The organism is Methylophilus sp. DMC14, from assembly GCF_056314085.1.
The window spans coordinates 162,494-186,144 of sequence record NZ_JBQUZA010000005.1 but is presented as its reverse complement, the minus strand read 5'-3'; the positions used below and the strand labels follow the sequence as shown (position 1 = coordinate 186,144).

Annotated in this window: 21 protein-coding genes; 9 read left to right on the top strand and 12 right to left on the bottom strand. The window is 52.3% G+C overall.

Annotation, left to right across the window (positions count from 1 at the left end):
- Positions 1-3 precede the first annotated feature (3 nt).
- From ACT53C_RS11510 to rfaP, 8 genes are all read left to right on the top strand, one after another.
- Positions 4-969: a glycosyltransferase family 9 protein gene (locus tag ACT53C_RS11510; protein ID WP_476146282.1), complete on the top strand. Its 966-nt coding sequence runs from the start codon at positions 4-6 to the stop codon at positions 967-969.
- Entirely contained in the window at positions 966-2,414 is a 1,449-nt protein-coding gene (locus ACT53C_RS11505) for a lipopolysaccharide kinase InaA family protein (protein ID WP_476146280.1), read from the top strand. The genes ACT53C_RS11510 and ACT53C_RS11505 overlap by 4 nt, the downstream gene beginning before the upstream one ends.
- A 37-nt stretch (positions 2,415-2,451) precedes the next feature.
- Complete coding sequence (locus tag ACT53C_RS11500; RefSeq protein WP_476146278.1) at positions 2,452-4,173, top strand: carbamoyltransferase family protein; 1,722 nt, start codon at positions 2,452-2,454, stop codon at positions 4,171-4,173.
- 255 nt (positions 4,174-4,428) lie between these two features.
- Positions 4,429-6,243, top strand: coding sequence for a phosphogluconate dehydratase (gene edd / locus ACT53C_RS11495; RefSeq protein ID WP_476146276.1), 1,815 nt, complete (start codon positions 4,429-4,431; stop codon positions 6,241-6,243).
- A gap of 155 nt (positions 6,244-6,398) precedes the next feature.
- On the top strand, positions 6,399-7,028 hold the full coding sequence (eda, locus tag ACT53C_RS11490) for a bifunctional 4-hydroxy-2-oxoglutarate aldolase/2-dehydro-3-deoxy-phosphogluconate aldolase (protein ID WP_194747147.1): 630 nt from the start codon (positions 6,399-6,401) through the stop codon (positions 7,026-7,028).
- Between the two features lie 78 nt (positions 7,029-7,106).
- Positions 7,107-7,793, top strand: coding sequence for an HAD family hydrolase (locus tag ACT53C_RS11485; RefSeq protein WP_476146274.1), 687 nt, complete (start codon positions 7,107-7,109; stop codon positions 7,791-7,793).
- Positions 7,794-7,826: 33 nt separating this feature from the next.
- Positions 7,827-9,704, top strand: a complete 1,878-nt coding sequence (locus ACT53C_RS11480) for a sulfatase-like hydrolase/transferase (RefSeq protein WP_476146272.1) — start codon at positions 7,827-7,829, stop codon at positions 9,702-9,704.
- The gene (gene rfaP / locus ACT53C_RS11475) at positions 9,701-10,525 is read left to right on the top strand and encodes a lipopolysaccharide core heptose(I) kinase RfaP (RefSeq protein WP_476146270.1); all 825 of its coding nucleotides are present in this window, start codon (positions 9,701-9,703) and stop codon (positions 10,523-10,525) included. Before ACT53C_RS11480 ends, rfaP begins: the two co-directional genes overlap by 4 nt.
- A gap of 27 nt (positions 10,526-10,552) precedes the next feature.
- Here the strand turns inward: rfaP and ACT53C_RS11470 are convergent, their stop codons facing one another.
- The 12 genes from ACT53C_RS11470 to hrcA form a co-directional block, all read right to left on the bottom strand.
- Positions 10,553-11,215, bottom strand: a complete 663-nt coding sequence (locus ACT53C_RS11470; protein WP_194747143.1) for a glycosyltransferase family protein — start codon at positions 11,213-11,215, stop codon at positions 10,553-10,555.
- 8 nt (positions 11,216-11,223) lie between these two features.
- Positions 11,224-12,174, bottom strand: a complete 951-nt coding sequence (locus tag ACT53C_RS11465) for a hypothetical protein (protein WP_476146268.1) — start codon at positions 12,172-12,174, stop codon at positions 11,224-11,226.
- A 10-nt stretch (positions 12,175-12,184) separates the two neighbouring features.
- On the bottom strand, positions 12,185-13,315 hold the full coding sequence (locus ACT53C_RS11460; RefSeq protein ID WP_275356938.1) for a hypothetical protein: 1,131 nt from the start codon (positions 13,313-13,315) through the stop codon (positions 12,185-12,187).
- Between the two features lie 52 nt (positions 13,316-13,367).
- The gene (locus ACT53C_RS11455) at positions 13,368-14,903 is read right to left on the bottom strand and encodes a hypothetical protein (protein ID WP_476146266.1); all 1,536 of its coding nucleotides are present in this window, start codon (positions 14,901-14,903) and stop codon (positions 13,368-13,370) included.
- A complete protein-coding gene (gene waaF / locus ACT53C_RS11450) occupies positions 14,900-15,931 on the bottom strand; it encodes a lipopolysaccharide heptosyltransferase II (protein WP_476146264.1) in 1,032 nt (343 codons plus the stop codon). The genes ACT53C_RS11455 and waaF overlap by 4 nt, the downstream gene beginning before the upstream one ends.
- Positions 15,928-17,385 carry a bifunctional D-glycero-beta-D-manno-heptose-7-phosphate kinase/D-glycero-beta-D-manno-heptose 1-phosphate adenylyltransferase HldE gene (gene hldE / locus ACT53C_RS11445; protein WP_476146262.1) on the bottom strand — a complete coding sequence of 486 codons (1,458 nt, stop codon included), beginning with the start codon at positions 17,383-17,385 and terminating at the stop codon, positions 15,928-15,930. The genes waaF and hldE overlap by 4 nt, the downstream gene beginning before the upstream one ends.
- Before the next feature lie 5 nt (positions 17,386-17,390).
- Positions 17,391-17,951 (bottom strand): D-sedoheptulose 7-phosphate isomerase, encoded by a 561-nt coding sequence (locus tag ACT53C_RS11440; protein ID WP_194747137.1) that lies wholly within the window; start codon positions 17,949-17,951, stop codon positions 17,391-17,393.
- 35 nt (positions 17,952-17,986) lie between these two features.
- Positions 17,987-18,976, bottom strand: a complete 990-nt coding sequence (gene rfaD / locus ACT53C_RS11435; protein WP_476146260.1) for an ADP-glyceromanno-heptose 6-epimerase — start codon at positions 18,974-18,976, stop codon at positions 17,987-17,989.
- Positions 18,977-19,342: 366 nt separating this feature from the next.
- Complete coding sequence (hemH, locus tag ACT53C_RS11430; protein ID WP_476146258.1) at positions 19,343-20,449, bottom strand: ferrochelatase; 1,107 nt, start codon at positions 20,447-20,449, stop codon at positions 19,343-19,345.
- A gap of 134 nt (positions 20,450-20,583) precedes the next feature.
- Complete coding sequence (locus ACT53C_RS11425; RefSeq protein WP_476146257.1) at positions 20,584-20,817, bottom strand: glycine zipper 2TM domain-containing protein; 234 nt, start codon at positions 20,815-20,817, stop codon at positions 20,584-20,586.
- A 188-nt stretch (positions 20,818-21,005) separates the two neighbouring features.
- A complete protein-coding gene (locus ACT53C_RS11420; RefSeq protein WP_476146255.1) occupies positions 21,006-21,488 on the bottom strand; it encodes an FxDxF family PEP-CTERM protein in 483 nt (160 codons plus the stop codon).
- Positions 21,489-21,654: 166 nt separating this feature from the next.
- Positions 21,655-22,683, bottom strand: a complete 1,029-nt coding sequence (hrcA, locus tag ACT53C_RS11415) for a heat-inducible transcriptional repressor HrcA (RefSeq protein WP_194747132.1) — start codon at positions 22,681-22,683, stop codon at positions 21,655-21,657.
- 87 nt (positions 22,684-22,770) lie between these two features.
- Here hrcA and ACT53C_RS11410 point away from each other — a divergent pair, with 87 nt between their 5' ends.
- Complete coding sequence (locus tag ACT53C_RS11410; RefSeq protein WP_275356929.1) at positions 22,771-23,640, top strand: NAD(+) kinase; 870 nt, start codon at positions 22,771-22,773, stop codon at positions 23,638-23,640.
- The last annotated feature ends 11 nt before the right edge of the window (positions 23,641-23,651 follow it).

Below are 23,651 nucleotides of genomic sequence, written 5' to 3'. Positions count from 1 at the left end.
AACATGGTTAATTCACTGTTAATACTGACATCGAGTAGCACGGGCAACAATATCTTCTGTACGCCGGCTATCCGGTTTTTGCGCAAGCATCTGCCACAGGCACGCATTGATGTAGTCGCGCTGAATGCCCTGAGCGCACAGGTGTTTGAACACAACCCGGCCATCAACAATCTGTGGGTGACCAGTAGTCTCCGCCGCGTCAATAAGCTCGCGCAAGACTATGACGCGGTACTGGCGTTTAATAAAAATGCGCTCAAAAAGCTGCCTTTTAATGATCCGCGCCTGCAACTGGCGACCATCGATAAAACCGATGTGCATTATGCCGAACAGCTGCTAGGCTTTTGTCAGCAATGGTTGAGTCAGCAGCTACAGCGCCAGATTGAAATCACCGATGAAGACCGTTGCTATGCAATCTACAGCGCGCCCGGTCAGGTGAGCTTGTTGTCACGCTTTGAGGTGCAGCCTGCAGACACCGTGATCAATATTCACCTGGGCTGTGGCACCACGCTATTGCATGGCTGGAAGTTTTTTTACGCCAGGCGTGCCGATGATAAAAAACTGTGGTCGATTGATGCCTATATTGAATTGGGACAATTGCTGGTCCAAGCCATCCCGGGCGTACGGCTGGTGATTACCGGCACCAGCAATGAAGCCTTTCTGGCAAAGAAATTCGTCAAGGCGGTGCCTAACAGTATTAACCTTGCAGGCAAAACCACGGTGGCAGACTTGCGCCAGCTGATGGAGCGCTCCAATTTGTTTATCTCACATGATTGTGGTGTATTTCACGTCGCGGCTGCCGCCCAAGTGCCGATGCTGGGGCTGTTTGGCCCGACCAATCACTTGTTGACCGGACCTTATCCGAACCGCGCCAACCGGCAATTGATTAAAAAAGACAGCATGGCGGACATTCGTCCGCAAGAAGTATTGCAGCAGGCGCTCTTGCTGTTAGGACGACCTGCGCAAGCATGACCCTGCACCAGTTCACTTCGCCGGGGCCCATCCGCCTTGGGTTTGCCATGGATGCCCAGCCGCCCTTGCAATTGGACACGCTGGTTCGCGTGCTCAAGGAGCGGCGCTGGGTGTTGCGGGGGACTTGGGATGGCCAGGCGATCTATGCCAAGCTATTTGCGGGCAAAGAAGCGGCACGTTACGCCGGGCGGGATGCGGACGGCGCGCGCCGCATGCTGGCTGCGGGCATCCGTACGCCAGCCTTGTTATGGCAAGGCACGCTGCATGACGGCACCCAGCCGCTAGCCGCATTGATTTATGCCGCTGTTCCCAATGCGGTCAATGCCGCAGAAGCTTATTCCGCAGGCCCTGCAGAGGGCAGATATGCTTTGCCAGCGCTGCTGGTTGAGGCCTTGGCAGCACAGCATGTCGCAGGATTATGCCAAACCGATTTGCATTTAAAGAATTTTTTATTGGCAGACGGCGTGGTGTGGGCCATAGATGGCGATGGGATCCGTCAGCAAACGCTGAGTCGCAAACAGGCGCACCTGCAGCTCGCCGAGTTGATTTCGAAGTTGCAGGTACTGGATCAGATGCAGTGGACGCAACGCCTACTGGATGTCTATTTGCATGCACGCGGCTGGCCGCGCAGCCTCACCGCTGCACAAGTGTTGGCCTGGGCGCAGCAGATGAAGGCGCGTGAGGTGGAGCACTATGTCACGCGTAAAATTTTCCGCACCTGTAGCGATGTGACCTGGCAACAGACGGCTCAAAGTGTGCAGGCGGTCAGTACCGCTGGCGGATTGCATCCCACGGACTTGCCTGCGCTGGAAGTGGCCATGCATGTGGGACAAACCCTGAAGGCGGGCAACACCTGCACCGTAGGACATACCCAGTTGCAAGATCAGCCTGTCGTGATCAAGCGCTATAACATCAAGCACTGGCTGCATGCCGTGAGCCGAGCCTGGCGGCCCAGCCGGGCGGCCGCCTCGTGGCAAAATGCACACCGCCTGCAATACTACGGTATGCTGACCCCGCAACCCATGTTGATGTACGAACGCCGTTACTGCGGGCTGCGTGGCCGTGCGTATTTTGTCTCCGCATTTAGCCCCTGGCCCGATGTGCTGTCCTTTTTTCAGCAGTCTCGCGATCCTGCGCTTGAGGCGCAGGTGGTGGAGCAATTGGTCATGCTTTGTTATCAGTGGTATCTGCTCAAAATATCGCATGGCGACCTCAAAGGCAGCAATTTGCAGGTCACCGATCAAGGCCAGATCGTGGTGATTGATCTCGACAGCATGCGCCAGCATCACTGCGCGCAGAGTGCCTTGCGCGCACATGCCCGCGACCTGCGGCGGCTGCTGCAAAATTGGAAACCGGATAGTTCACTGTATAATGCGCTGGTGGATAGATTTAAAACGGTTTATCCAGACCATACGCCACTCACCCTGGCGGGCATTTCTATTTAATCCATTCGATTGATTTGATCGTTACGCGAGTTTCTGCATGATTGTGTTAGGTTTATCCGGTGCCTTGGGGCATGATGCTTCGGCTGCCATTCTGGTAAATGGCAAAATTGTCGCTGCGGCAGAAGAAGAGCGCTTTATCCGCGACAAGCACGCCAAAAACCACTGGCCTTACGAAGCGGCCAAGTTTTGCCTGAAACAGGCGGGCATTTCCCCTGAACAAGTCGATATCGTGGCTTTCCCTTATGGTGAAATTCCACTGACGTCGGCTGCGCGCTGGCATTACGCCAAGCGCTACTGGTACGCGCCAGACCGTGCACTGGATGCCATTTTTAATGGTAACCGCCGTTTCCGTCGCAACCGCGACAAATCACTCAAACTGATGGAAGAGCTCGGGCTGACCAAAGCCAAATATGTGCCGGTTGAACACCATCTGGCGCATGCTTCCAGTGCCTACCATCTGAGTGGCTTCAAGGAAAAAACCGCCATTGTCGGCATTGACGGCAAGGGGGAATATGCAACCACGTTTTTTGGCTATGGCGAACATGGCAAGATTCACAAAATCAAGGAATTCTATGACCCGGATTCACTGGGTGGCCTATATGGCGCGATCACCGAGTTTCTTGGGTTTGAGATGCTGGATGGTGAATTTAAGGTCATGGGCATGGCGCCGTATGGTGACCCGAACAAATATGATTTGAGCCGCCTGGCCAAGTTTGAAAACGGTGAGCTCATCATCAACACCGAATACGTCAACGTGGTCGGTTTGCGCCGTTACAAAGAAAATGGCAAAGGCTACTACTTCACGCCCAAACTGATTGAATGGCTAGGCCCCAAGCGTGAGGGCGACGAGATTGACGACCCGTATATTCATTACGCTGCCAGTGTACAGAAGCTGCTGGAAGACCTGGCTTTGCAGATGATTGAATATTATCTGGGCGATATTCTGCGCGAGACCGGCAAGATTGTGATGGCAGGCGGCGTTGCGCTCAATGTCAAACTGAATCAGCGCATTATCGCCTTGCCACACGTGAAAGAATTATTTGTACAGCCTGCTTCTGGCGATAACGGCAGCAGCCTGGGCGCAGCCACTTACGCTGCACACCTGGCGGGCGAAAAAATCCATAAAATGGAACACGCTTACCTCGGGCCTTCTTACACCAATGAAGAATGTATTGCCGCATGTGAAACGCATCCGTCCAAGCCTGTTTTTACCCGTGTAGAAGATGGCCCACGTAAAGCGGCAGAATTACTGGCCGCGGGGAATCCACTCGCCTGGTTTCAGGGGCGCATGGAGTTTGGCCCGCGTGCCCTGGGTTGCCGCAGTATACTGGGTGACCCTAGCTTTCCTGGCGTGGCGGACCGCATCAATGCCCAGATCAAATACCGTGAGCGCTGGCGGCCATTCTGCCCCAGCATGCTGGACCGCGTGGCGGAGGATATTCTGCAAACCGACCATCCGGCGCCCTACATGACCTTCACCTTTGATGTGAACCCGGCCTGGAAAAACCGCATTCCGGAAGTGGTCCATGAGGACGGCACCGCGCGTGCGCAGGTTGTGACCAAAGCCACCAATCCACGCTACTACGCGCTGATTGAGCATCTGGAACAGCTGCGTGGCAATGGCGTGGTGCTCAATACCTCGCTTAACAGACGCGGCGAGCCGATGATTTGCAGCCCGACTGATGCCCTGAATATGTTTTATGGCTGTGATCTGGAATATCTGATGCTGGAAGATATTCTGGTGACCAAATCTGCTTGATGTCTGGCTACATTCCATGAGTGTCAATGCACTACGCGAAAAAGAGGTATATTGTTTTAAGTCATTGAATCCTCTGAAAAAATGTTGGATTCGGGTAATTCAATTTGACGTAGTGCAGCAGTTTGGAGATAATCGGGGGTAGGGAGCCTGTTTGGATTCATATATCTTCACCCTATACTGTGACGCAATAGCAAGTTCAAAGCAGTTCACCAGGATAGTTCATCAGGTAGTTAAAACACAGTTGAGCGATAGTCAATGAAACAATCTCACATTGAAGTAACAGAACGCATCATCGAGCGTAGCCGTCCGACCCGCAAGGCGTATTTGCAGCGCATTGATGATTACCTGAACCGTGAAAAAGGCCCGGACCGCTTGGGCTGTGCCAACGTGGCACACGCGTTTGCGGCCATGCCACAAAACGACAAATTCAAGATTTACGCCGAGAAGCCGACACACGTCGGCATCGTCACTGCTTACAACGAAATGTTGTCCGCGCATCAGCCCTATGTGAACTATCCGGATATTATTCGTGACGAAGCGCGCAAACATGGCGCCACTGTGCAGGTCGCCGGTGGCGTGCCTGCCATGTGTGATGGGATTACCCAGGGCGAGCCAGGCATGGAGCTAAGCCTGTTCAGCCGCGATACCATCGCCATGAGTACGGCGATTGCCTTGTCTCATGACGTGTTTGATGCGGCATTGCTGTTGGGCGTCTGTGACAAGATCGTGCCAGGCCTGTTAATCGGAGCATTGCATTTTGGGCATTTGCCCTGTGTATTTGTGCCAGCGGGCCCGATGAGCACCGGCATTGATAACACCTCTAAATCCAAAGTGCGTGAAAAATATGCACAAGGCCTGTGTGACCGTGATGAGCTGCTGGCCAGCGAATCTGCGGCCTACCACGGTGCTGGCACCTGTACCTTCTACGGTACGGCCAACAGTAACCAGATGTTGCTGGAAGCCATGGGCTTGCACGTGCCAGGGGCGGCTTTTATCCACCCGCATGATGGTATGCGTGAAGACCTGACGCGTGAAGCGGTGCGTCTGGTAGTGCAAAACGCCAAAAAAGAAAAATATGTGCCGATCGGCCGTCTGGTTGATGAGCATGTGATCGTCAACGCCATGGTTGCCTTGCTGGCCACGGGCGGTTCCACCAACCATTTGATCCACTGGGTAGCGGTTGCGCGTGCTGCTGGGATCATCATTGACTGGACCGACTTCCATTATCTGGCTAAAGGGACGCCTCTGCTGGCCAGTGTTTATCCAAACGGTAAGGCAGACGTCAACGAATTCCAGGACGCCGGTGGCCCAGGCTTTGTGATCCGCGAACTGATCGAAGGCGGCTATATGTACCCGGATGTCTACACCGTGAGTGGTGGCGGCATGCGCGATTACGGTAAAAAGCCGGAAAAAGAAGCGGACAAGCTGGTGTGGAAAGACTACCCGGCCGAAAGCGGCGATGAAACCATCGTGCGCACAGCCGCGCATCCGTTTAACGAGTCTGGCGGCCTGCGTCTGCTCAAGGGTAACCTTGGCCGCAGCGTGATCAAGATTTCTGCCGTCCCTGAAGACCGCCACATCATCGAAGCACCAGCCATTGTGTTTGATGCGCAAGAAGAGTTGCTGGCCGCGTTTGACCGCGGTGAGCTGGAGCGTGACTTCATTGCTGTCGTGCGCTTCCAGGGCCCTAAAGCCAACGGCATGCCAGAGTTGCATAAATTGACACCACCACTTGCTGTGTTGCAAAACAAGGGCTTCCGTGTGGCGATTGTAACGGACGGCCGCATGAGTGGTGCTTCAGGCAAGATTCCTGCTGCGATTCACTTGAGTCCGGAAGCCAGCGCGGGTGGCCCGATTGCCAAAATCCGCAACGGTGACATCATCCGCCTCAATGGGACCGTCGGTCAGTTGAATGTGCTGGTGGATGAAGACACCTGGGCTGAGCGCGAGGCTGAAGAGTTAAGCGATGCCAAACGTCATTACAACGCCCATGGCTTGGGCCGTGAGTTGTTTGGTGGCATGCGCAGGAATGTGCTGTCTGCAGAAGAAGGCGCCGTTACCTGGTTGTAAATGCACATTGCGTCGCAATACGTCGTTGCAGTTTGCTTGCCGTACTATTCGTACTGTCTACGCGCCTGCGCCTAGTCTTGCTTAGCAATCTTCATTTACATAAAGCAAACGATTAAAAAAACAATTTTTTTATTTATTAGGTCAATATTCAAAACATGAGCACATTAGAGTTAGCAAATCATGGCCCGGTGATTCCGGTGATTGTCATTAACAAAGTGGAAGATGCGGTGCCGATGGCCGAAGCGTTGCTGGAAGGCGGTATTAAGGTGCTGGAAGTCACATTGCGTTCCCCGGTTGCCCTGCAAGCCATGGAAGAAATTGCCAAGCATGTGCCGGACGCGATCTTGGGTTCCGGGACCGTACGTAACCTGAAAGATGCGAAAAACTCCAAGGATGTAGGTTGCCAGTTTGCGGTCAGCCCAGGCTACACCAGCGAGTTAGGCAAATATGCCCGTGAAATCGGCTTGCCACTGTTGCCAGGTGTGTCTACCGGCTCAGAAATCATGATGGCGAATGCCGATGATTACTACTTCCTGAAATTGTTCCCAGCGGTGGCGGTGGGGGGCATTAACCTGCTCAAAGGCTTTGCCGGCCCATTTGCAGACGTGAAATTCTGCCCGACCGGTGGTGTCAGCGTTGAAAGCGCCCCACAATTCCTCGCGTTGCCTAACGTGGTTGTGTGCGGTGGTACCTGGTTGACGCCTGCCGATGCCGTAGCCAATAAGGACTGGGCACAGATCACCAAGCTGGCGAAAGAGGCTTCTGCGATCGTGGCGGCCAAATAAGTATAGCGTTAGACAAATCGTCTATAATGAAGGCTTGTAGTGATACAAGCCTTTTTTATTTGCCAAGCCCACTCCGTTATGCCCCAAAGACCAGACCTCTCCCTGTATAAAACCATTGTGCTCGATTGCGATGGCGTTGTCCTCAATAGCAACCAGACCAAAGTGGATGCCTATTACAACACCGCCAAGCGGATGGGGGGGACGGAGGCACAGGCGCAGGCCTTTGTGGACTATCATATCCAGTTGGGCAGCATCCCGCGCAATGACAAAATCCGTTATTACATCACCGAGATTATCAAACAGCCTTTAACGGCTGAGCGGTTTCAGGCCTTTATGGATACGTTTACCGAGATTCTGGATGAAACCCTGATGCAGTGTGAGGTTGCGCCTGCACTGATGGATTTGAAAAAAGAAACCGCAAACGCCAAGTGGATGCTGCTGTCTGGCGGAGATCAAGCGGAATTGCGGCAAATTTTCCCGCGCCGTGGCCTGGATACGCTGTTTGAACTGGGCATTTATGGTGGACCGACTAAAAAGAATGAGCACCTGGCCAGCATGATTGCCGATGGGACCATCCAGTTCCCGGCCTTGTTTATTGGCGATAGCCGCTTTGATCATCAGGCTTCGACTGGCGCCGGGCTGGATTTCATTTTTGTGGCTGACTGGACCGATATGCCGGACTGGCAAGCCTACTGCCAGACGCATGGGGTGACCGTTTGTCATCAGCTTGAATTGTCGCCTGTAACGGCTTTCTGTGCGCCCTAATCGTCGCCTGACTGCTTAAAGATGAATGCCGCCATGAAGAAAATTTCACCACTCAAACTGTTTTTAGGCCTGACTACACTGCACATGCTAGCCACCTGCTGGGGGTTCTTCAGCATTGCTGCGCAAGCCACCACGGGCGCAGCCTTCTGGTTTCATGTCTGTGCCTGGTTGTTTTACAGTTTTGCCTATGCCGTCGTGACCTTGATCCCGGCCTGGCTGCAATCGCTGCTGGCGCGCACCATCAACCGCTACACTGCGCTATTGGCGCTCACGTTTTCCGTGATAGGCATTTTACTGGTCAGATCGGATTTAATGATTTATGACTTGTATAACTTTCATTTCAACGGCTTTATCTGGAATCTGGTCACCACCAAAGGCGGCCTGGCTTCGCTGGGCACCAGCGACGAGACCTATGTGGCGATCGGCATATCGGTCGCAATTGTCATCCTGATTCAGCTGTTGGCCTGGTGGTTGAGTACGCGCATGCAGTCATTCAAGCACGCAGTATTGCTGACGCGGCCTTTGTACCTGGTTGTGCTGCTGGCCTTTGTCGCGCAAGCCGTCCTGTATGGCATCAGTGATGTCAAAAATAACGGGGCGATTCTTGATTCGGCGACGGTGTATCCCTTCTATAAACGGATTACCTTCCGCAGCTGGGCAGAAAAAATGGGCGTGCAAACGGTGCGCCATAGCAGTAACCATCTCAATGTGGATACTTCCAGAATTCAGTATCCTTTATCGCCGGTGACGTTTAGCGCCGTCCAACAGCCGCCCAATATTGTCATTCTGGTGGCAGAGTCTCTGCGCTGGGATCGTTTAACGCCTGAGATCATGCCTAATGTCTGGCAATTTGCGCAGCAAGGCTTGTATTTTAAAAACCACTATTCCAGTGGCAACGGTACGCGAGAAGGCCTGTTCGGCATGTTTTATGGGCTATATGGCTCTTACTGGTCCAGCTTTTTACATGCACAACAACCGCCTTTGCTCATGCAGCGCGTGCAGGCCTTGAACTACCAACTCGACCTGCGTACCAGCGCACTGTTTTCTTATCCCGAGTTTAATAAAACCTTATTCGCCAGCGTACCGCTTGCACAGCTGCACGAGGCGGAGGAGAAGTTAACCCCCTGGCAGCGTGACCAACAAAATGCCTCTGAGCAAATAGCCTTTTTGCGTGCGCGGGACAAGCAGCGGCCATTTATGAGCTTTTTCTTCTTTGAGTCTACGCATGCGCGTTATGACTTCCCCGAGCAAGCCGTGATTGCCTCCCCGTATTTGAAGGATGTGAATTACTGGGGCATGAGCCGCGAGTCGCTCAAGCCCAAGATCGGCGAGTTCAAAAACCGCTATACCAATGCTGCCCATTGGGTAGATCAACAGATGGGGCGGGTGCTTGATGAACTGCGTGCGCAGGGCGCATTAGACAATACCATTGTCATCATCACTGGCGATCATGGAGAAGAGTTTCTGGAAAAGGGCTTCTGGGGGCATAACTCAAGTTTTGTTGAGGAGCAGACACATACGCCCATGGTGGTGTGGATGCCGCAGCACGCGCATGCCGAGATTGAGCGCATGACCAGCCATCTGGATATTTCACCAACGTTATTACAGGCCCTGGGTGCGCCTGAGGATAGTAGCAGCTATTCGCTGGGCCTGTCGTTGCTGACCACGCAGTCACGCCCATTTGTTGTGGTCAGTGACTGGCACTCTATTGGCGTGCAAACAACGGATATGAAGTACCGTATTCCATATTTGCATCATGGCGTGGATCATTTTGTGCCGACCGGGCCGCACGATGAATCATTATCTGCCAGCGCGCAAGACAGCCTCATGGCCAAATATCAACCATTGTTATTGCAGGCGATCCAGAATTGCAGCCGCTTTTTGGCCTTGCACAAAGACAAGGCGTCATGAGTACGACGGTACAATTTAAAGCAGAAAATCCGCTGCCTGCCGAGATTCGGCAACGACCGGATGTGTTTGATTTTTTTATGCAGTTGCCGGGCAAAAGTTTCCGCAAGGTTGCCGAACGCGAGACCTTGCGGATTGCGCTGGCGGGCCAGCATTTTTTTATTAAACGGCATTTTGGTGTGGGATGGGGCGAGTTGTTCAAAAACTGGCTCAGCTTTAAACGCCCGGTGGTGAATGCGCAGAATGAGGTGGCGGCCATCGCCGCCTTGCAGCGCTTGCATATTCCCACCACGCCTTATGTGGGGCATGGCATCCAGGGCTGGCTGCCCGCCACTCAGCGCTCATTTGTGATTACCGAGGATTTGGGCGAGATTGTCACGCTGGAGGATTTGGCGCTACAGTGGAAAATCACATCGCCCACACTGCGGTTCAAGCGTGCGCTGATCCGCCGGGTGGCGGAGATTGCACGTCAGATGCATGCGTATCAGCTCTACCATCGTGACTTTTATATCTGCCATTTCTGCTTTAAAGCGGCTGAATTGACGCTGCTGCCGCCACGATTGCATGTGCTGGATTTGCATAGAGCAGAAATTCGTGCACAGCCTTCGCAACGTATGCAAATGAAAGATCTGGCTGCGCTGTATTTTTCAGCCATGGATGTTCAATTGACCCGCGGAGATCTGCTCACATTTCTTCGGCATTATGTTGGTGACGACCGTCAGTTACTGCGTGGGGAGTCGGCAATTTACCGTGCCATTGCGCAGCGTGCGGACAAGCTTTACGCCAAGTACCAGCGCAAACGCCGCGCTGGCGTAGCCATGTAAGCGCGGCGTGAATGATTTGGCGGTGAATTAAATCGTACCGTGTAGCTTGGTGTAAATCATGCCTGCCAGCTCGAAGTCTTCATGGTAGTCAATATCGACCACCATATGGTTGGTTTCAAACAAGTAGGGATTGACGCCGATATGGTAGTGAAAGCGGTTGACCGTCTCGCGTTTGAGAATAAACAGGCTCCACAACACCGAATATAACTTGGGCAAGTCTTGCGAGACCTTGTGCCAGTAACCAAACCCATAGTTGACCGGATTGCCCTTGCCATCCAGCAAATGCCCTTTGAACGGTTTAACGGCAACCAGCGAATCATAATCGTTGCGGACGTCTTTCCAGACCGCCAAAGCTTCCTTGAACTGATTAAATAAGGGCGAGGTGACCTGAATCCACATAATGTCATCGTCACCAGGCAGCGGGTCGGTTAGCGCTTTGACCAGGTCAGGCTGATAAATCTTGTTGCCGGTCAGGGAGGCATCGCGCTGCATAAAGTGAAAGCCATACTTGTCACATAACGGTTTGACCAGTTCCACGCTTTCCGATGACACATAGACATTTTCTGGCGCTTCAAAGGTCAGGATTTGCTTGGCCTTGATGTCGAACAGCGAATCGTCCTGATAAAAAGGGCGAATGTTTTTATGCGGAATACGCGTGGAGCAGGTTTGCAGCGGGATAATAATTTTCATAACTTAAATCATTTCTTGACGGATGCCGTCTCGGTAATTTGTTGCAAAGCCTCGGCAAACGACATTTTTGGAATAATCTCGGCAGGCAAGGCGCTCTGTAGCGACAGATTATATAGCTTAACCCCTGTTTTTTCACTGGCCAGACGCGCCAGCTCAAAGCAGCCGCGAATATGCGGTTCGTAATAGCGCAGAAAATCTGGTGAAGGATTGTGCTGGTCGGCATAAAAGTGGGCTTTACCGGTGCCGCCCAAATCCATGCCCAGAATATAAATCGCCTCATAGCCCAGGGCAAACGCCAGTTGTACTGCCCAGGTGGCCACCGTTTTCCCGGCAAACACGCCTTGTTGTAAATTGTGGCTAAAGCCAATCGAGCGGCAGTAGGGCAATAAGTCCGGGGCCAGCAGAATCTCAGGCGATTGCGCAAATGCCTGCAAGTATTGCTCGGCACTGCCTCTGGCCACCCCATATTTGCGACTCACCGATTCAATCAGGTAGAGATTGCCTTGCTTCAGCAGTTCCGGCGCCCGCTCAGCAATAATACTCAGCCCTTCAAAGTTGAAGAAACAGCGCGCGCCCGAACGCACAGATTCGACGACACAATCCCACTGGCGCTCAAATACGCGGTGATCCACAATCACGCAGTCGGTCGGATGGAGCTTGGCCGCGCTAAATTTTTTAATCGCGCAATTGAGGCTGATGGTCGGATACGAGGCGATTTTCTGCAGATCAATCTCGGCCAGCGAAGGGCCGGAAGCGACGATCCAGCATGGTCCCCGTTGTTGTTGGCTCAGCGTATGTGCAAAAGGGATGGTGGCTATTGGCTGCTTTTTCCAGAGGATGGTGCAGCTGTGTTCCCCGCGCTGCAGGTCAAAGTCCGGGTGGCAGTTGTATTGATGCTTGAAGGCGTCACCCAATTGCCAGCGCCGGTAACCCATGCGCAATTTATCTACGAATCTCATGCGTGCGTAATCACTTCTGGTCCAGCCACTGCCTGAAGTTTGAAAACCCATGAATCAGGATGATGTACAAGGCGATCATGCTCAGCGAGAAGTTTCTGAACTCATCCTTGGTGGTGAAGTTCAGGAACAGCAGCAGGTTAGGAATAAAAATCCCCAATGTATACCGTTTGAGCATGTCATCCATTTGTTGCCAGCCAGCGCGTATCCAGTAGGCCAGCCATGGAAACAGCAAGACGTGCTGCAACGTGGGCGAGAACAATCCCAGTGTATAAAAATCACTCAATTTGAAGTAATTGACCGGATTGAGCCAGAATTTTGCGTTATCAAGCAAGTGAAAATGCAGCGCAGAATCCGTGTTCCCGGTATACGGTGCGATGATCCATTGCCGGATCAGGAAGCAGGCAATGAATTGCAGCGCAAAGTAAGCCACGCGCTTTTGCATGGGGTAGTCTTTGGCATGTAAAAAGAAAAATCCGAATGCGGCAACGAAGGCGGTTTCTTTGTTAAATGCCGTGAGCATGAGCAAGATGGACGCCAGAAACTTGCGGTCAGTCAGAAAGTAATAGGTGCTGACTGTGATACCAAGCAGTTCAAAGAAATCATAAAAATAGCCGCCACGCTTGAAAGTCAGCGGGTAGATCAGGCTAAACAGCACCACGGCGAGGATAGAGGCCGAGTAGTTGTCAGAAAAATGCAGAAAAATCTTGCGCAGGTAAATCAGCGTCAGCAGAAAACTGAGCAAAGTCAGGCCATACATCAGGTGGTAGTCCAGCGCCACGCGAGGCGTCCATTCCTCGGCAGGTACATCGTGAAAGAAATGGTTTTTCAGTTTGTCGGAAGAGATGATGCGTTCAAACAGCTTTTCCTGTTTCTTTTCGGGAATCTGCTGCACGGCCAGGTCAGCCAGACGCGGGACCGTTGAGCGGTAAACATAGGGCTGGTAAGCCGTGCCATCAATCACCCCTACTAGCGACGCATAGCGGGAGTCGTCGCGGAAACCCCATTTAATGAAAAAGCTGTTGCAGACGTTTGCGGTACATGCCACCAGAATCACCCAAAGAATGCTTAAGCGCAGCAAATGTTTGAACGGTGGTTGCCAGAGGTTAAGAATGGGAAATTTTTGGGTCAGCGAATGAATCATGAGGAGGCCTGAACGAATAGTGAATTATTTTTATGAATTTTAACGTATTGCATCAGGGTGTCACGGCCTGTTTGCTAAAAATCATGACTTTAGATTTACCGCGCCAACCGTAAAAGGTTTTGACCAGTTTGAAATTGGCTTCTTGCAAGGTTTGCACAGCGAGCTGTTCATAAGCCACATCCACCGCATCCTTGCTGATAGTGATCATATAGTAGTCATACTTCGAGATCGCCTGCTGCTTGACCAGCTCGGGAAACAGTGTATGACCCAGTACTCTATCCTGATATGGTCGGTGGGCATAAAACCGCGCATTTTCGGTGTCATAAAACACCGGTTGCTGTTGTGGATTGATGGTCTGGATGTAGTCCACCGCCTGCCGATCAAGATCAGTCGGATTTCTATCCCATAAGGAGTAGGCGAGCATGGCAACCAGCAAGCAGGCAACCCCTCTGCTACTGAGCTTAGGCCAGCGGCTTTGCCATTCAGTCATGGCAAACGCGGCGAGGAAAATAAACACGATGCCACTGGCAATGACATAGCGGCTGGAGAGGACAAACACATTCAACAAGATCACCAGGCTGACGACAAAGCTGACGCTGAGTGTTGTCAGCCCCAGATGCCGGGCGAGTGCCGGTAAGCGCGACCACCAGCTCTGTTTGGGCCAGCAGATGGCAATCAATGCTGGCAGGCCGGCCGTTTTTAATGTTTTGCTGATGGCAATCAGGATCAAGGTCACCCAGAGGCTGAACAAGCCGTATTCATCCAGATCTTCACCTAATACCTGCTGGTTGATAATGGCGGCTTTTTGTTGAATAAAATCGATGCGTTCCCCAAACAGGCGCGTGACCTGAGTGACGATTTCTTGCAACCTGCCTAATTGATCCAGTCGCAATATGCCAGCGAATAAGGCGATGCCTAACATCAATGCTGTGAGCAGGCTCAGGCTATTGGCGCGCAGCCAAAGCTTGATTCGCCCTGAGGCGCTTAAGCCGGTATAGGCAAGCGCGCATAAGGGCAGGGCGAGCAAATAAACCGCCGCTTCGATCCGGAATAAGGTGGCGATGACCATGACGGCCTGAAACGCCAGCAGGTCCTGCCAACGTTGCGTTTTAAGGCTGCGTAGCCAATATACCAGGCCCCAGGTATAAGCCGCCCAAAAGCCCTCGTCGCGCAGCAACATGCCTAGCACACTGCCGACCATATATTGCGTGGAGAACAGCAGGCCATGCCCCCAGTGCAGCGTGCGCAACTTGGCGCCCGCTTCTAGCAGCAATTGTTGAAAGCCCGCGACAAACAGCACAAAGCACACTATATTCAGGCCGATGGCCGCGCTGTGTATCTCCAGACCCGTACTGCGGTGTATCAGTGCGAGCAGGCTTGGGTAGAACGGCCACGAGAACAGGCGATACGCCTGCTGCCATTGCCCGGCAGCAAGAAGTCTGGCCTGCTCAAAATACAACAGTGAGTCGTTGTTTACCCAGCCGTGCTGGTTATACATAATTTTGCTGACGATCAGAAAGGCGGCCAGCAAATACAAGGTTAACCACTGGGCTTGCGTGATTTTTTGCAGGTAAGAAAAGCGTTTCATGACGCAAACTCCACGCGCGTGAGTGCGAGTGTGGGTAAGACTTGTTCAGGGGACAATTGTCGCAAACAATTCAAATGACCGAGCGGGCATACACGCTTGAAACACGGGCTACATGCCAGCCCCAGATATTGGATCACTGCATCCGGGTGCATCGGTGGCGTATGTTTCGGGTCAGAGGAGCCATAAATCGCTACCAATGGCTTATCAAGTGCGGCAGCCACATGCATCAGCCCCGAGTCGTTACTGACCACCCGTTGGCACAACGACATCACGTCAATTGCATCCCCTAGGCTGGTTTTGCCCGCCAGGTCCAGGCATCGCTGCTGCGTGAGCTGTTGGATGGAGGCCGTCACCGGGGCATCTTTATCGGAACCAAACACCATCACTTGCCAGCCTGCATCTAGCGCATGATTGGCGACTTGCGCGTAATACTCGGCTGGCCAGCGTTTCGCTTCGCCATATTCGGCCCCTGGGCAAAGACCCAGCATCGGTTTGGAGGCATCGAGCTTGAAAGCGTGCAGTAATCGGTCAGCATTGGCTGCATCCGCGACCAATGCAGGTTGTGGCAAGGCGCTAGGGAGCACAGCTTGCGGGCTTAAACCCAGCGTCACAAAGCGCTCGACGGTTTTTTTGAGACGGGTTTTATCCAGCGGGCGCATGTCATTGACCAAGCCGTAACGCATCTCTCCTTTAAAACCGGTCCGTAATGGAATGCCGGCAGCCCAGGGCAAAATGGCTGATTTCAGACTGTTGGTGAGTAAGATGGCTTGTGTGTAGCCCTGAACCCCCAGGCCACGGCCAAAGCGCCAGCGCGCGCCTAAAGATAATTGCCCGTGTTTGAAGGGCAGGGCGATGGCTTGGGTGATTTCGGGCATGCGCGCCAGCAATGGCAGTGTCCACGAAGGTGCAGCGACATCAATCTGGCAAGCGGGACGGTCCGACTTGAGTTGCTTGAACAAGCTTTGCGCGAGAACCATGTCGCCTACCCACGACGGGCCGATGACCAGAATCTTGTCAGCACTACTCATGCATGCATTTTTTTAATCAGATTGGTGGTGCTTCGGCCTTCCACCAAGTCAATCAATGCAATTTCACCGCCCCAAGAGAGCACCTCTTTGCCGCCGACCACTTGGGCTGCGGTGTAGTCGCTGCCCTTGGCAATGACATCAGGTTGAACTGCCATGATCAGGTTCAAAGGCGTGTCTTCATCAAACAAAATGACCGCGTCCACAGACTCCAGGGCGGCCAGCACGCGCGCACGGTCATTTTCATTCACCACGGGTCGGGTCGGGCCTTTGAGCGCAGATACTGAACGATCGGTGTTGAGTCCCAGCACCAGCTTGTCGCCCCGCTTTTTGGCCGCTTCAAGGTAAGTGACATGGCCTGCATGCAATAAATCAAAGCAGCCATTGGTAAAGACGATTTTCTGCCCTTGCTGTTTCCAGCGGCTGACCTTTTGCTCAAGCTCTTCCAGGGCGCAGATTTTGTGCGCCTGTTCATTGCCTTGTGCCGTCATCAGCGCATCAAGTAATTCGGCCTTGGTAATTGGCACGGTGCCGACTTTGCCAACCACCACGCCAGCGGCAATATTGGCCAATGATAAGCTATCCAGTGCCGACAGCCCGTGCATCAGCCCGGCAGCCAGGGTGGCAATCACGGTATCCCCTGCGCCTGAGACATCAAATACTTGCTTGGCGGTGGCGTTCAGATGGTGGGTGCTGTCATCAATCAGCGTAATGCCTTCTTCGCCTCTGGTGACGGCTAGAAAATCCAGTTGCAAGCGTTGCTTGAGCGCCGTTGCTTTGGCGATTAGCGCCGGATCTTGCTGGCTGCTGTCGCAGGCTTCGGCGGTTTCTTTTTTATTCGGCGTGAGTGCAGTTGCCCCCCGATATTTGCTGTAATCGCGGCCTTTAGGATCTACCAATACCGGTATCTGCCGTGCGCGGCAACGCTGGATCACCTGCTGACAGACGGTTTCGGTGAGCAAGCCTTTGGCGTAGTCTGACAAAATCACCAGGGCAGGCTGCGCTGCCAGTGCAGTGTCAATATTGGCCAGAATTTCAGCTTGTTCTCGCTCGTTCAAACTCTGGGTATCTTCCTGATCCAGACGGAGCATTTGCTGGTGTCCGCCCAGAATACGGGTTTTGGCAATGGTTGGACGATGCTGGCTGGTGAGCATGGCTTCGGTCGTAATCCCATGTGACTGCATGGCTTTGAGTAAGGTCTGGCCTTCACTATCATTGCCCATCAAGCCAATCATCTTGGTTGAGATACCCAATAATGCCAGGTTGGCTGCCACATTGGCGGCACCGCCCACGCGCTGTTGTTCGGATTTGATCAGCACAACCGGGACCGGTGCTTCAGGTGAAATGCGGTTGACCTCGCCGAGCAGGTAGCGGTCCAGCATCACGTCCCCAATCACCAGGGCATGGGCACCCTGTTCACCAAACTGCTGCACAACTTTACTGAATGCAGGATTCATCAGACTTAAGACTCCAGAATCTCGCACAAACTGTGGCCGATAAAAATGTGCGCTTCCTGGATGCGTGCAGTCACGCTGGATGGCACCACAATATTGTGCTTGCACAGGGCATTTAACTTGCCACCTGTGCCGCCAGTCATACCTATGGTGGTGGCCCCAATTTCATTGGCGGTTTCAATGGCACGGACCACATTGGCGCTATTGCCGCTGGTGGTGAGGCCGATCAGCACATCCTCCGGGCGACAGAGGGCTTCTACCTGACGGGCGAATATATAGTCATAGCCATAATCGTTGCCTACTGAGGTCAGGATGGAGGTGTCTGTCGTCAGTGCAATCGAGGGCAGACCCTTGCGCTCTTTTTTAAAGCGGCCGACAATCTCTGCTGCAATATGCTGGCTATCTGCCGCACTGCCGCCATTGCCACACAGCAGAATCTTGCCCCCACGCGCAATACAGTCACGCAGCAAGTTGCCGACATCGCTGATGAGTGGAAACAAGGGCTCCAGCGCCTGAAACATCGCCATATGGGCGGCGTGTTCGCCTTTGAGGTATTCAATATGGTTCATATCGCTCACAATCTATCGCTCAATTGTTTGATGACTTATGCGTAAGGGTCGTCTTGCATCAAATAGTTTTGCACATAGTCTTTGACGCCTTCCTCCAGCGAGGTAAACGGCTTTTTATATCCCGCATCGCGCAGCTTCTTCATCTCCGCCTGGGTAAAGTACTGATATTTGCCCTGCAGGTCTTGCGGCATATCAATATACGTGATGTTGGGCTCGCGGCCCATGCTGGTCATCACGTTGGTTGCCAGGTCTTTAAAGCTGCGCGCCTGGCCAGTGCCTATGTTGTAAATCGCATTGGCCACCGGTTTGTTTTTTAATGCCGCTTCGAGGAAGAATCCCATCACATCCGCCACGTCTTTCACATAGACAAAGTCACGCAACTGCATGCCATCCTCTATGCCTTCTTTGGTGCCTTTAAACAGGCGCATGGTTCCGGTTTCGCTAAACTGGTTAAACGTGTGATACGCTACGCTGGCCATGCGCTCTTTGTGATATTCATTCGGCCCGTAGACGTTAAAAAACTTGAATCCAGCCCAAGCGGGCGGGGTAGCTTGCTTTTGTGCGACTTGCTGCAACACCCACTGGTCAAAAAAGTGCTTGGAGTAGCCATAGCCGTTTAATGGCCGCAAGTTCTCAATGCTGGCATCGTCATAGCCTTGTTCACCACCGCCATACGTGGCCGCAGAGCTGGCGTAGAAAAACGGCACCTCATACTCGGCACACCAGGACCACAAGTCTTGCGAATAATGCATGTTATCCGCCACCAGCTTGTTAAAGTCACGCTCGGTGGTTGCGCTGATCGCCCCCATATGAATCACTGCCGTGATCTCATCATTTTCTTCGAGAAACTCAAACAGCTGGTCTTTATCCAGGTATTCGGCATAGTGCCTGTGTACCAGGTTTTGCCACTGGTTTTCATGCGTGATACGGTCAACAATCACCAGGTCTTGCCGACCCAGTTTGTTGTTTAAATGCCAAGCCATGATAGAACCAATCATGCCTGCACCACCGGTGATAATGATCATAGGGGAACGATAAAAACGTTAAAACGCGATTATAACGCGTAATTGGGGAGGGCTGGCAGTGGAATAGGCGAGCGCTGTAAGCAAGACCAATGCGAATGGACGCTGAAATGAGTTTTTATACTTGGTGCAAAATGCTGGAGATAGATTTGCTATCTTTGTGCACGGTTCTCAGGCAGATAAATGCTGATACTAATTTTTTGACTCAACATCACGGCGCTCTCTCCACCAACACTGGCCATCTAGATAGCGAAGCTTTGGCCAGTGTTTTCATCCTTTTGACGTGCAGCCAAGTTAGATGCTGGAAAATGACATGTCAGTCATGAGGGCTTTTAAATGTTTAAAAAATGTGATGTTCGAGCCGCAGCGTTATTTTTCAGCGCCCATTGCCAAAGCGTGTTGTTTACTCGCTTGTGCTTCAGCTGATGCTTTTGCTGAGTCAAACTCATTACTCACCCAACCCTGCAAATGCTCCAGCGCAATATCGCGCATCGCTTCAATCCAGACCGCTTCGCTATTGAGTGCAGGGATATAGTGATACTCCCCACCGCCAACCGATTGGAATAAGTGTTTACCTTCCATGGCAATTTCTTCCAAGGTTTCCAGGCAGTCGCTGCTAAAGCCGGGACAAACGACATCTACGCGTTTGAGTTGTTGTTTACCCAAGGCGTCTAGCGTGTTGGCGAGGTAAGGTTGCAACCATTCCTGACGACCGAAACGGGACTGGAAGGCGATTTGATATTGGTCTTTGCTTAAGCCTAAGGCCTCTGCCAGCAAGCGTCCGGTTTTATGGCATTCGCAGTGGTAGGGGTCGCCTTTCATCAGGTGGAATTTAGGCACGCCGTGAAAGCTCATCACGAGTTTTTCTGGCTGGCCATGTTGTTGCCAGTAGGTTTTGATATGGCTGGCGAGTGCTTGAATATACAGCGGATGATCGTGGTAGTGCTTGATGGTGCGGATGGCGGGCACGTTGCGCATTTTTAGCAGTACACGCCACACGGCATCCAGCGCGGCAGCAGTGCTGCTGGCCGCGTATTGCGGGTAGAGCGGGAATACTAAAATGCGGTCGCAGCCTTGAGCTTTGAGGGAGTCAATGGCGCTTTTCATGCTGGGGTTGCCATAGGTCATGCCGAGTTCGACGGCAAACGGGCTGTTGATTTGTTTAGCCAGACTCTGTTGTAATAAGGTTTTCTGTTGCTGGGCATAAACCATGAGCGGTGACCCTTGGTCTGTCCACACACTGGCATATTTTTCTGCCGATTTTTTCGGGCGAATCACCAGGATGATGCAATGCAGAATCCAGCACCAGATAAAGCGCGGGATTTCGACCACGCGTCTATCCATCAAAAACTGCTGCAGGTAAGGCCGCAAGGCTTTCGCCGTGGGGGCGTCAGGCGTGCCCAGGTTAGCTAACAGGATACCCACTTTTGGTTGACTGCCGTGGGTGTAAGCAGGTTCTGGCTGGTAGTAAGTCATGAACGCATTTTAAGTGAAAAGTGCCTTTATGACTCACCTACTTTTGAAAAGTGCCGACGTTTGTTGTTGCGATAGTTAATATGGTCGCAAATCATGCGGCTGATTTGCGACCAGAATCTTTGTTTAGATCTAGGTTATTTCTTGTGAATCTGGTTACCAATCACGCCACCAACCGCCGCACCACCGACCGTTCCGATGGAGCTGCCACCAGTTAAGACTGCGCCCGCGACTGCGCCTACACCCGCGCCAATGGCAGTATTTTTACCGCGTGTGCTCATAGAGCCACAGGCAGAAGTGCTCAGAGTCAGGACCAGCAGGGCAGTCCAAACCAGGGATTTCTGAAGTGAGATAGGGGATGGTTTTTTCATGATTTCCTCTCCAAAGGGATTAAACATGTGTTTATTTTAAGTAAGTGAGCAGAGCGAAGGCAGTCAATCTAAGCTGATTAGTGTGTCAGAGGAATCTGACGGGAGAATATTTCCTATGAAAGTGAACGGAAACAAAATCGCCCTTGTTAGAGCATAACGTTGCCCTAACAAGGGAGGCTGAATCATGCTTAAGCTTGTCTTCTGCGTTTCAATCCTAAGAGGCCTAATCCCGCCAATATCAGCGCTGCGGACTCAGGTTCTGGCACTGCGTTGGCAAAGGTAATGGTCCCTGCATAGCTGGCATTTGTACCTGTACTCTGTCCAACGACTTGGAGATAGTAGCTACCTTGTTGAATGCTGTTTGTAAATCCAAAGGAAATATTGGAGCCGGAATTGAATACCGTACCATTCATGACCAGATTTTTGTTTTCATCCAGTAAGTTAAACTCCTTGAACTGAAAGGTGGCTCCTGTACCTGAAATGCTGGTGAGGATTTGTTGTAAGCCATCTGTGCTAAACGAAATATAGTCATTGAAGCTAGTATTGCCACTAAATGCATTGCTGAAAATATAACCACCGCCAGCTTGGGTTGCATTATAGGTGGCAGCATACGAGGGATTAATGACTAAAGTACTTAAGCACATAGCAACTAATAATGCGGATTTTTTCATAACAAACTTCCTGAGTGATTAAAAAAACGAGCTTGTGTCTAGCGTTTTGTGCAAGATTGACGAGCATCTAAATCAGGATTGTGAAAAAACAGCAGGAGAAAGTTTATCCGCCCGTGGCTGATATCTGTGTCGGAATGATTAACCTAGTATTGTCAGACAATATTATTTAGTTTGAGAGCGCGCTGGATAACAGCTTGGCCGTGATATCGACAATCGGGATGATCCGCTCATAGGCCATTCGGGTCGGGCCGATCACGCCCAGCGTCCCCACGACCTGACCATCGACTTCATAGGGCGCTGTGACCAGGCTGCATTCATCCAGTGCCAGATAGCCACTTTCGCCACCGATAAAGATTTGCACGCCATCGGCGCGTTGACTTTGATCAAGCAGTTGCATGAGCGCCGTGCGGCGTTCAAAAATCTCAAACAGTTTGCGTAAGCTGCCGACGTTGGTTGAGAGCTCATTCACTTCTAGCAGTTTGCGTTCGCCCGCAATCACCACCGCCTCTTTTTCTGAAGGCTCGGGTTGGCTGGCAGCATCCAGCGCAGCAGACATGAGGTGATTGATGTCTGCCTGCATTTGTTGTAGCTCCTGCTTGAGCTTGATCTGTACTTCTTCCAGGGTGAGCCCCTGACAGTGGCTGTTGACATAATTGCTGGCCGTGGTGAGCTCACTGGCACTAAATGCGCGGTCGGTCAGGACAATCCGGTTTTGTACCTGGCCGTCATCGGTCACCAGAATCACGAGTATTTTTTTGTCATTGATATGTAAAAACTCAAGATGTTTAAGCACGTTGCGGCTACGCTTGGGCGTCATGACCAGGCCTGCAAACTGGGTCAGTTGCGAGAGCATATCGGCCGCATTGTTAATGAGTGCTTGCGGGTCGGGCGAGGATAGTCCAGTTTTAAGCTGGGCGAGGGCGCGTTGATCAAGCGGCTGTACCGTCATCAGCGAGTCCACAAACAGGCGGTAGCCTTTTTTGGTGGGCACTCTGCCCGCAGAGGTATGTGGACTGGCAATAAACCCCAATTGTTCGAGGTCACTCATGACGTTACGTATTGTCGCAGGGCTGACATCCAGACCAGAATGCTGGAGCAGGGTGCGGGAGCCTATGGGTTGCCCTTCACTGATGTAATGCTCTACCAAGGTTTTAAGCAAAATTTGCGCGCGTTTATCCACTTTAGACGATCTCATTAGAATGAGTTAGATTTTGCATCATTTGCGCCTGGGATAACAGCCCCTTTAGCTTTTCAGTTCAGGGCTTCTATGCTTTAATGCGGCATGCAATCTACATTCCGCTCAGTTGCCATTGTCGGCAAGTATATGGACACTGCTGCCTTGCAGCAAATGCAAAGTGATTTGACCCGCTTGGCACATCACTTGTTAGCCAAGGGGCTGCATGTTTGTGTGGAAGCCAATACCGCAGCCTATGTGGAACAAGAAGGTTTTGAGCAGGCCTCGCTAGAGCAGATAGGCAGCAAAGCCGATTTGGTGATTGTCATGGGCGGCGATGGAACCATGCTGAGCGTCGGCCGTGCTTTGCGTGAAACCGGCGTGCCCTTGATTGGCATTAATCGCGGGCGGCTCGGCTTTTTGACTGACTTGCAAACGGACCAGATGCTGGACGAGATTGACGAGATTTTACAGGGTCATTTTCAGCTTGAGTCACGCATGTTACTGCATTCAGTGGTGACCAGAGCGGGCAGCCAGATTTTGCCTGTGGTTGCCTTAAACGATGTGGTGATTAAAAGCGCCTTTCGCCTGATTGAGCTTGAGGTGCATGTGGATGGTCAGTTTGTGTCAAGACAGCGTTCGGATGGCCTGATTTTGACCACGCCGACCGGGACAACCGCATATGGCTTATCTGCCGGCGGGCCGATTATGCATCCCGATCTGGAGGCGATTTCGATCGTGCCTATCAGTCCGCACACCCTCAGTTATCGGCCGATCACCGTGCCTGCGGACAGTGTGATTGAGGTGATTGTGGTCAGCGCGGCGGACGCTCAGATGAGTTATGATGGCCAAGGCCAATTCCCCTTGGCCGCCGGAGACCATGTGCGTATTGCGCGCGCTGAGCAGTCGATTCGGCTCGTGCACCCTCAAGACTACTGCTATTTTGATATGTTACGCAACAAACTCAACTGGGGCTAATGCGCCCGTTT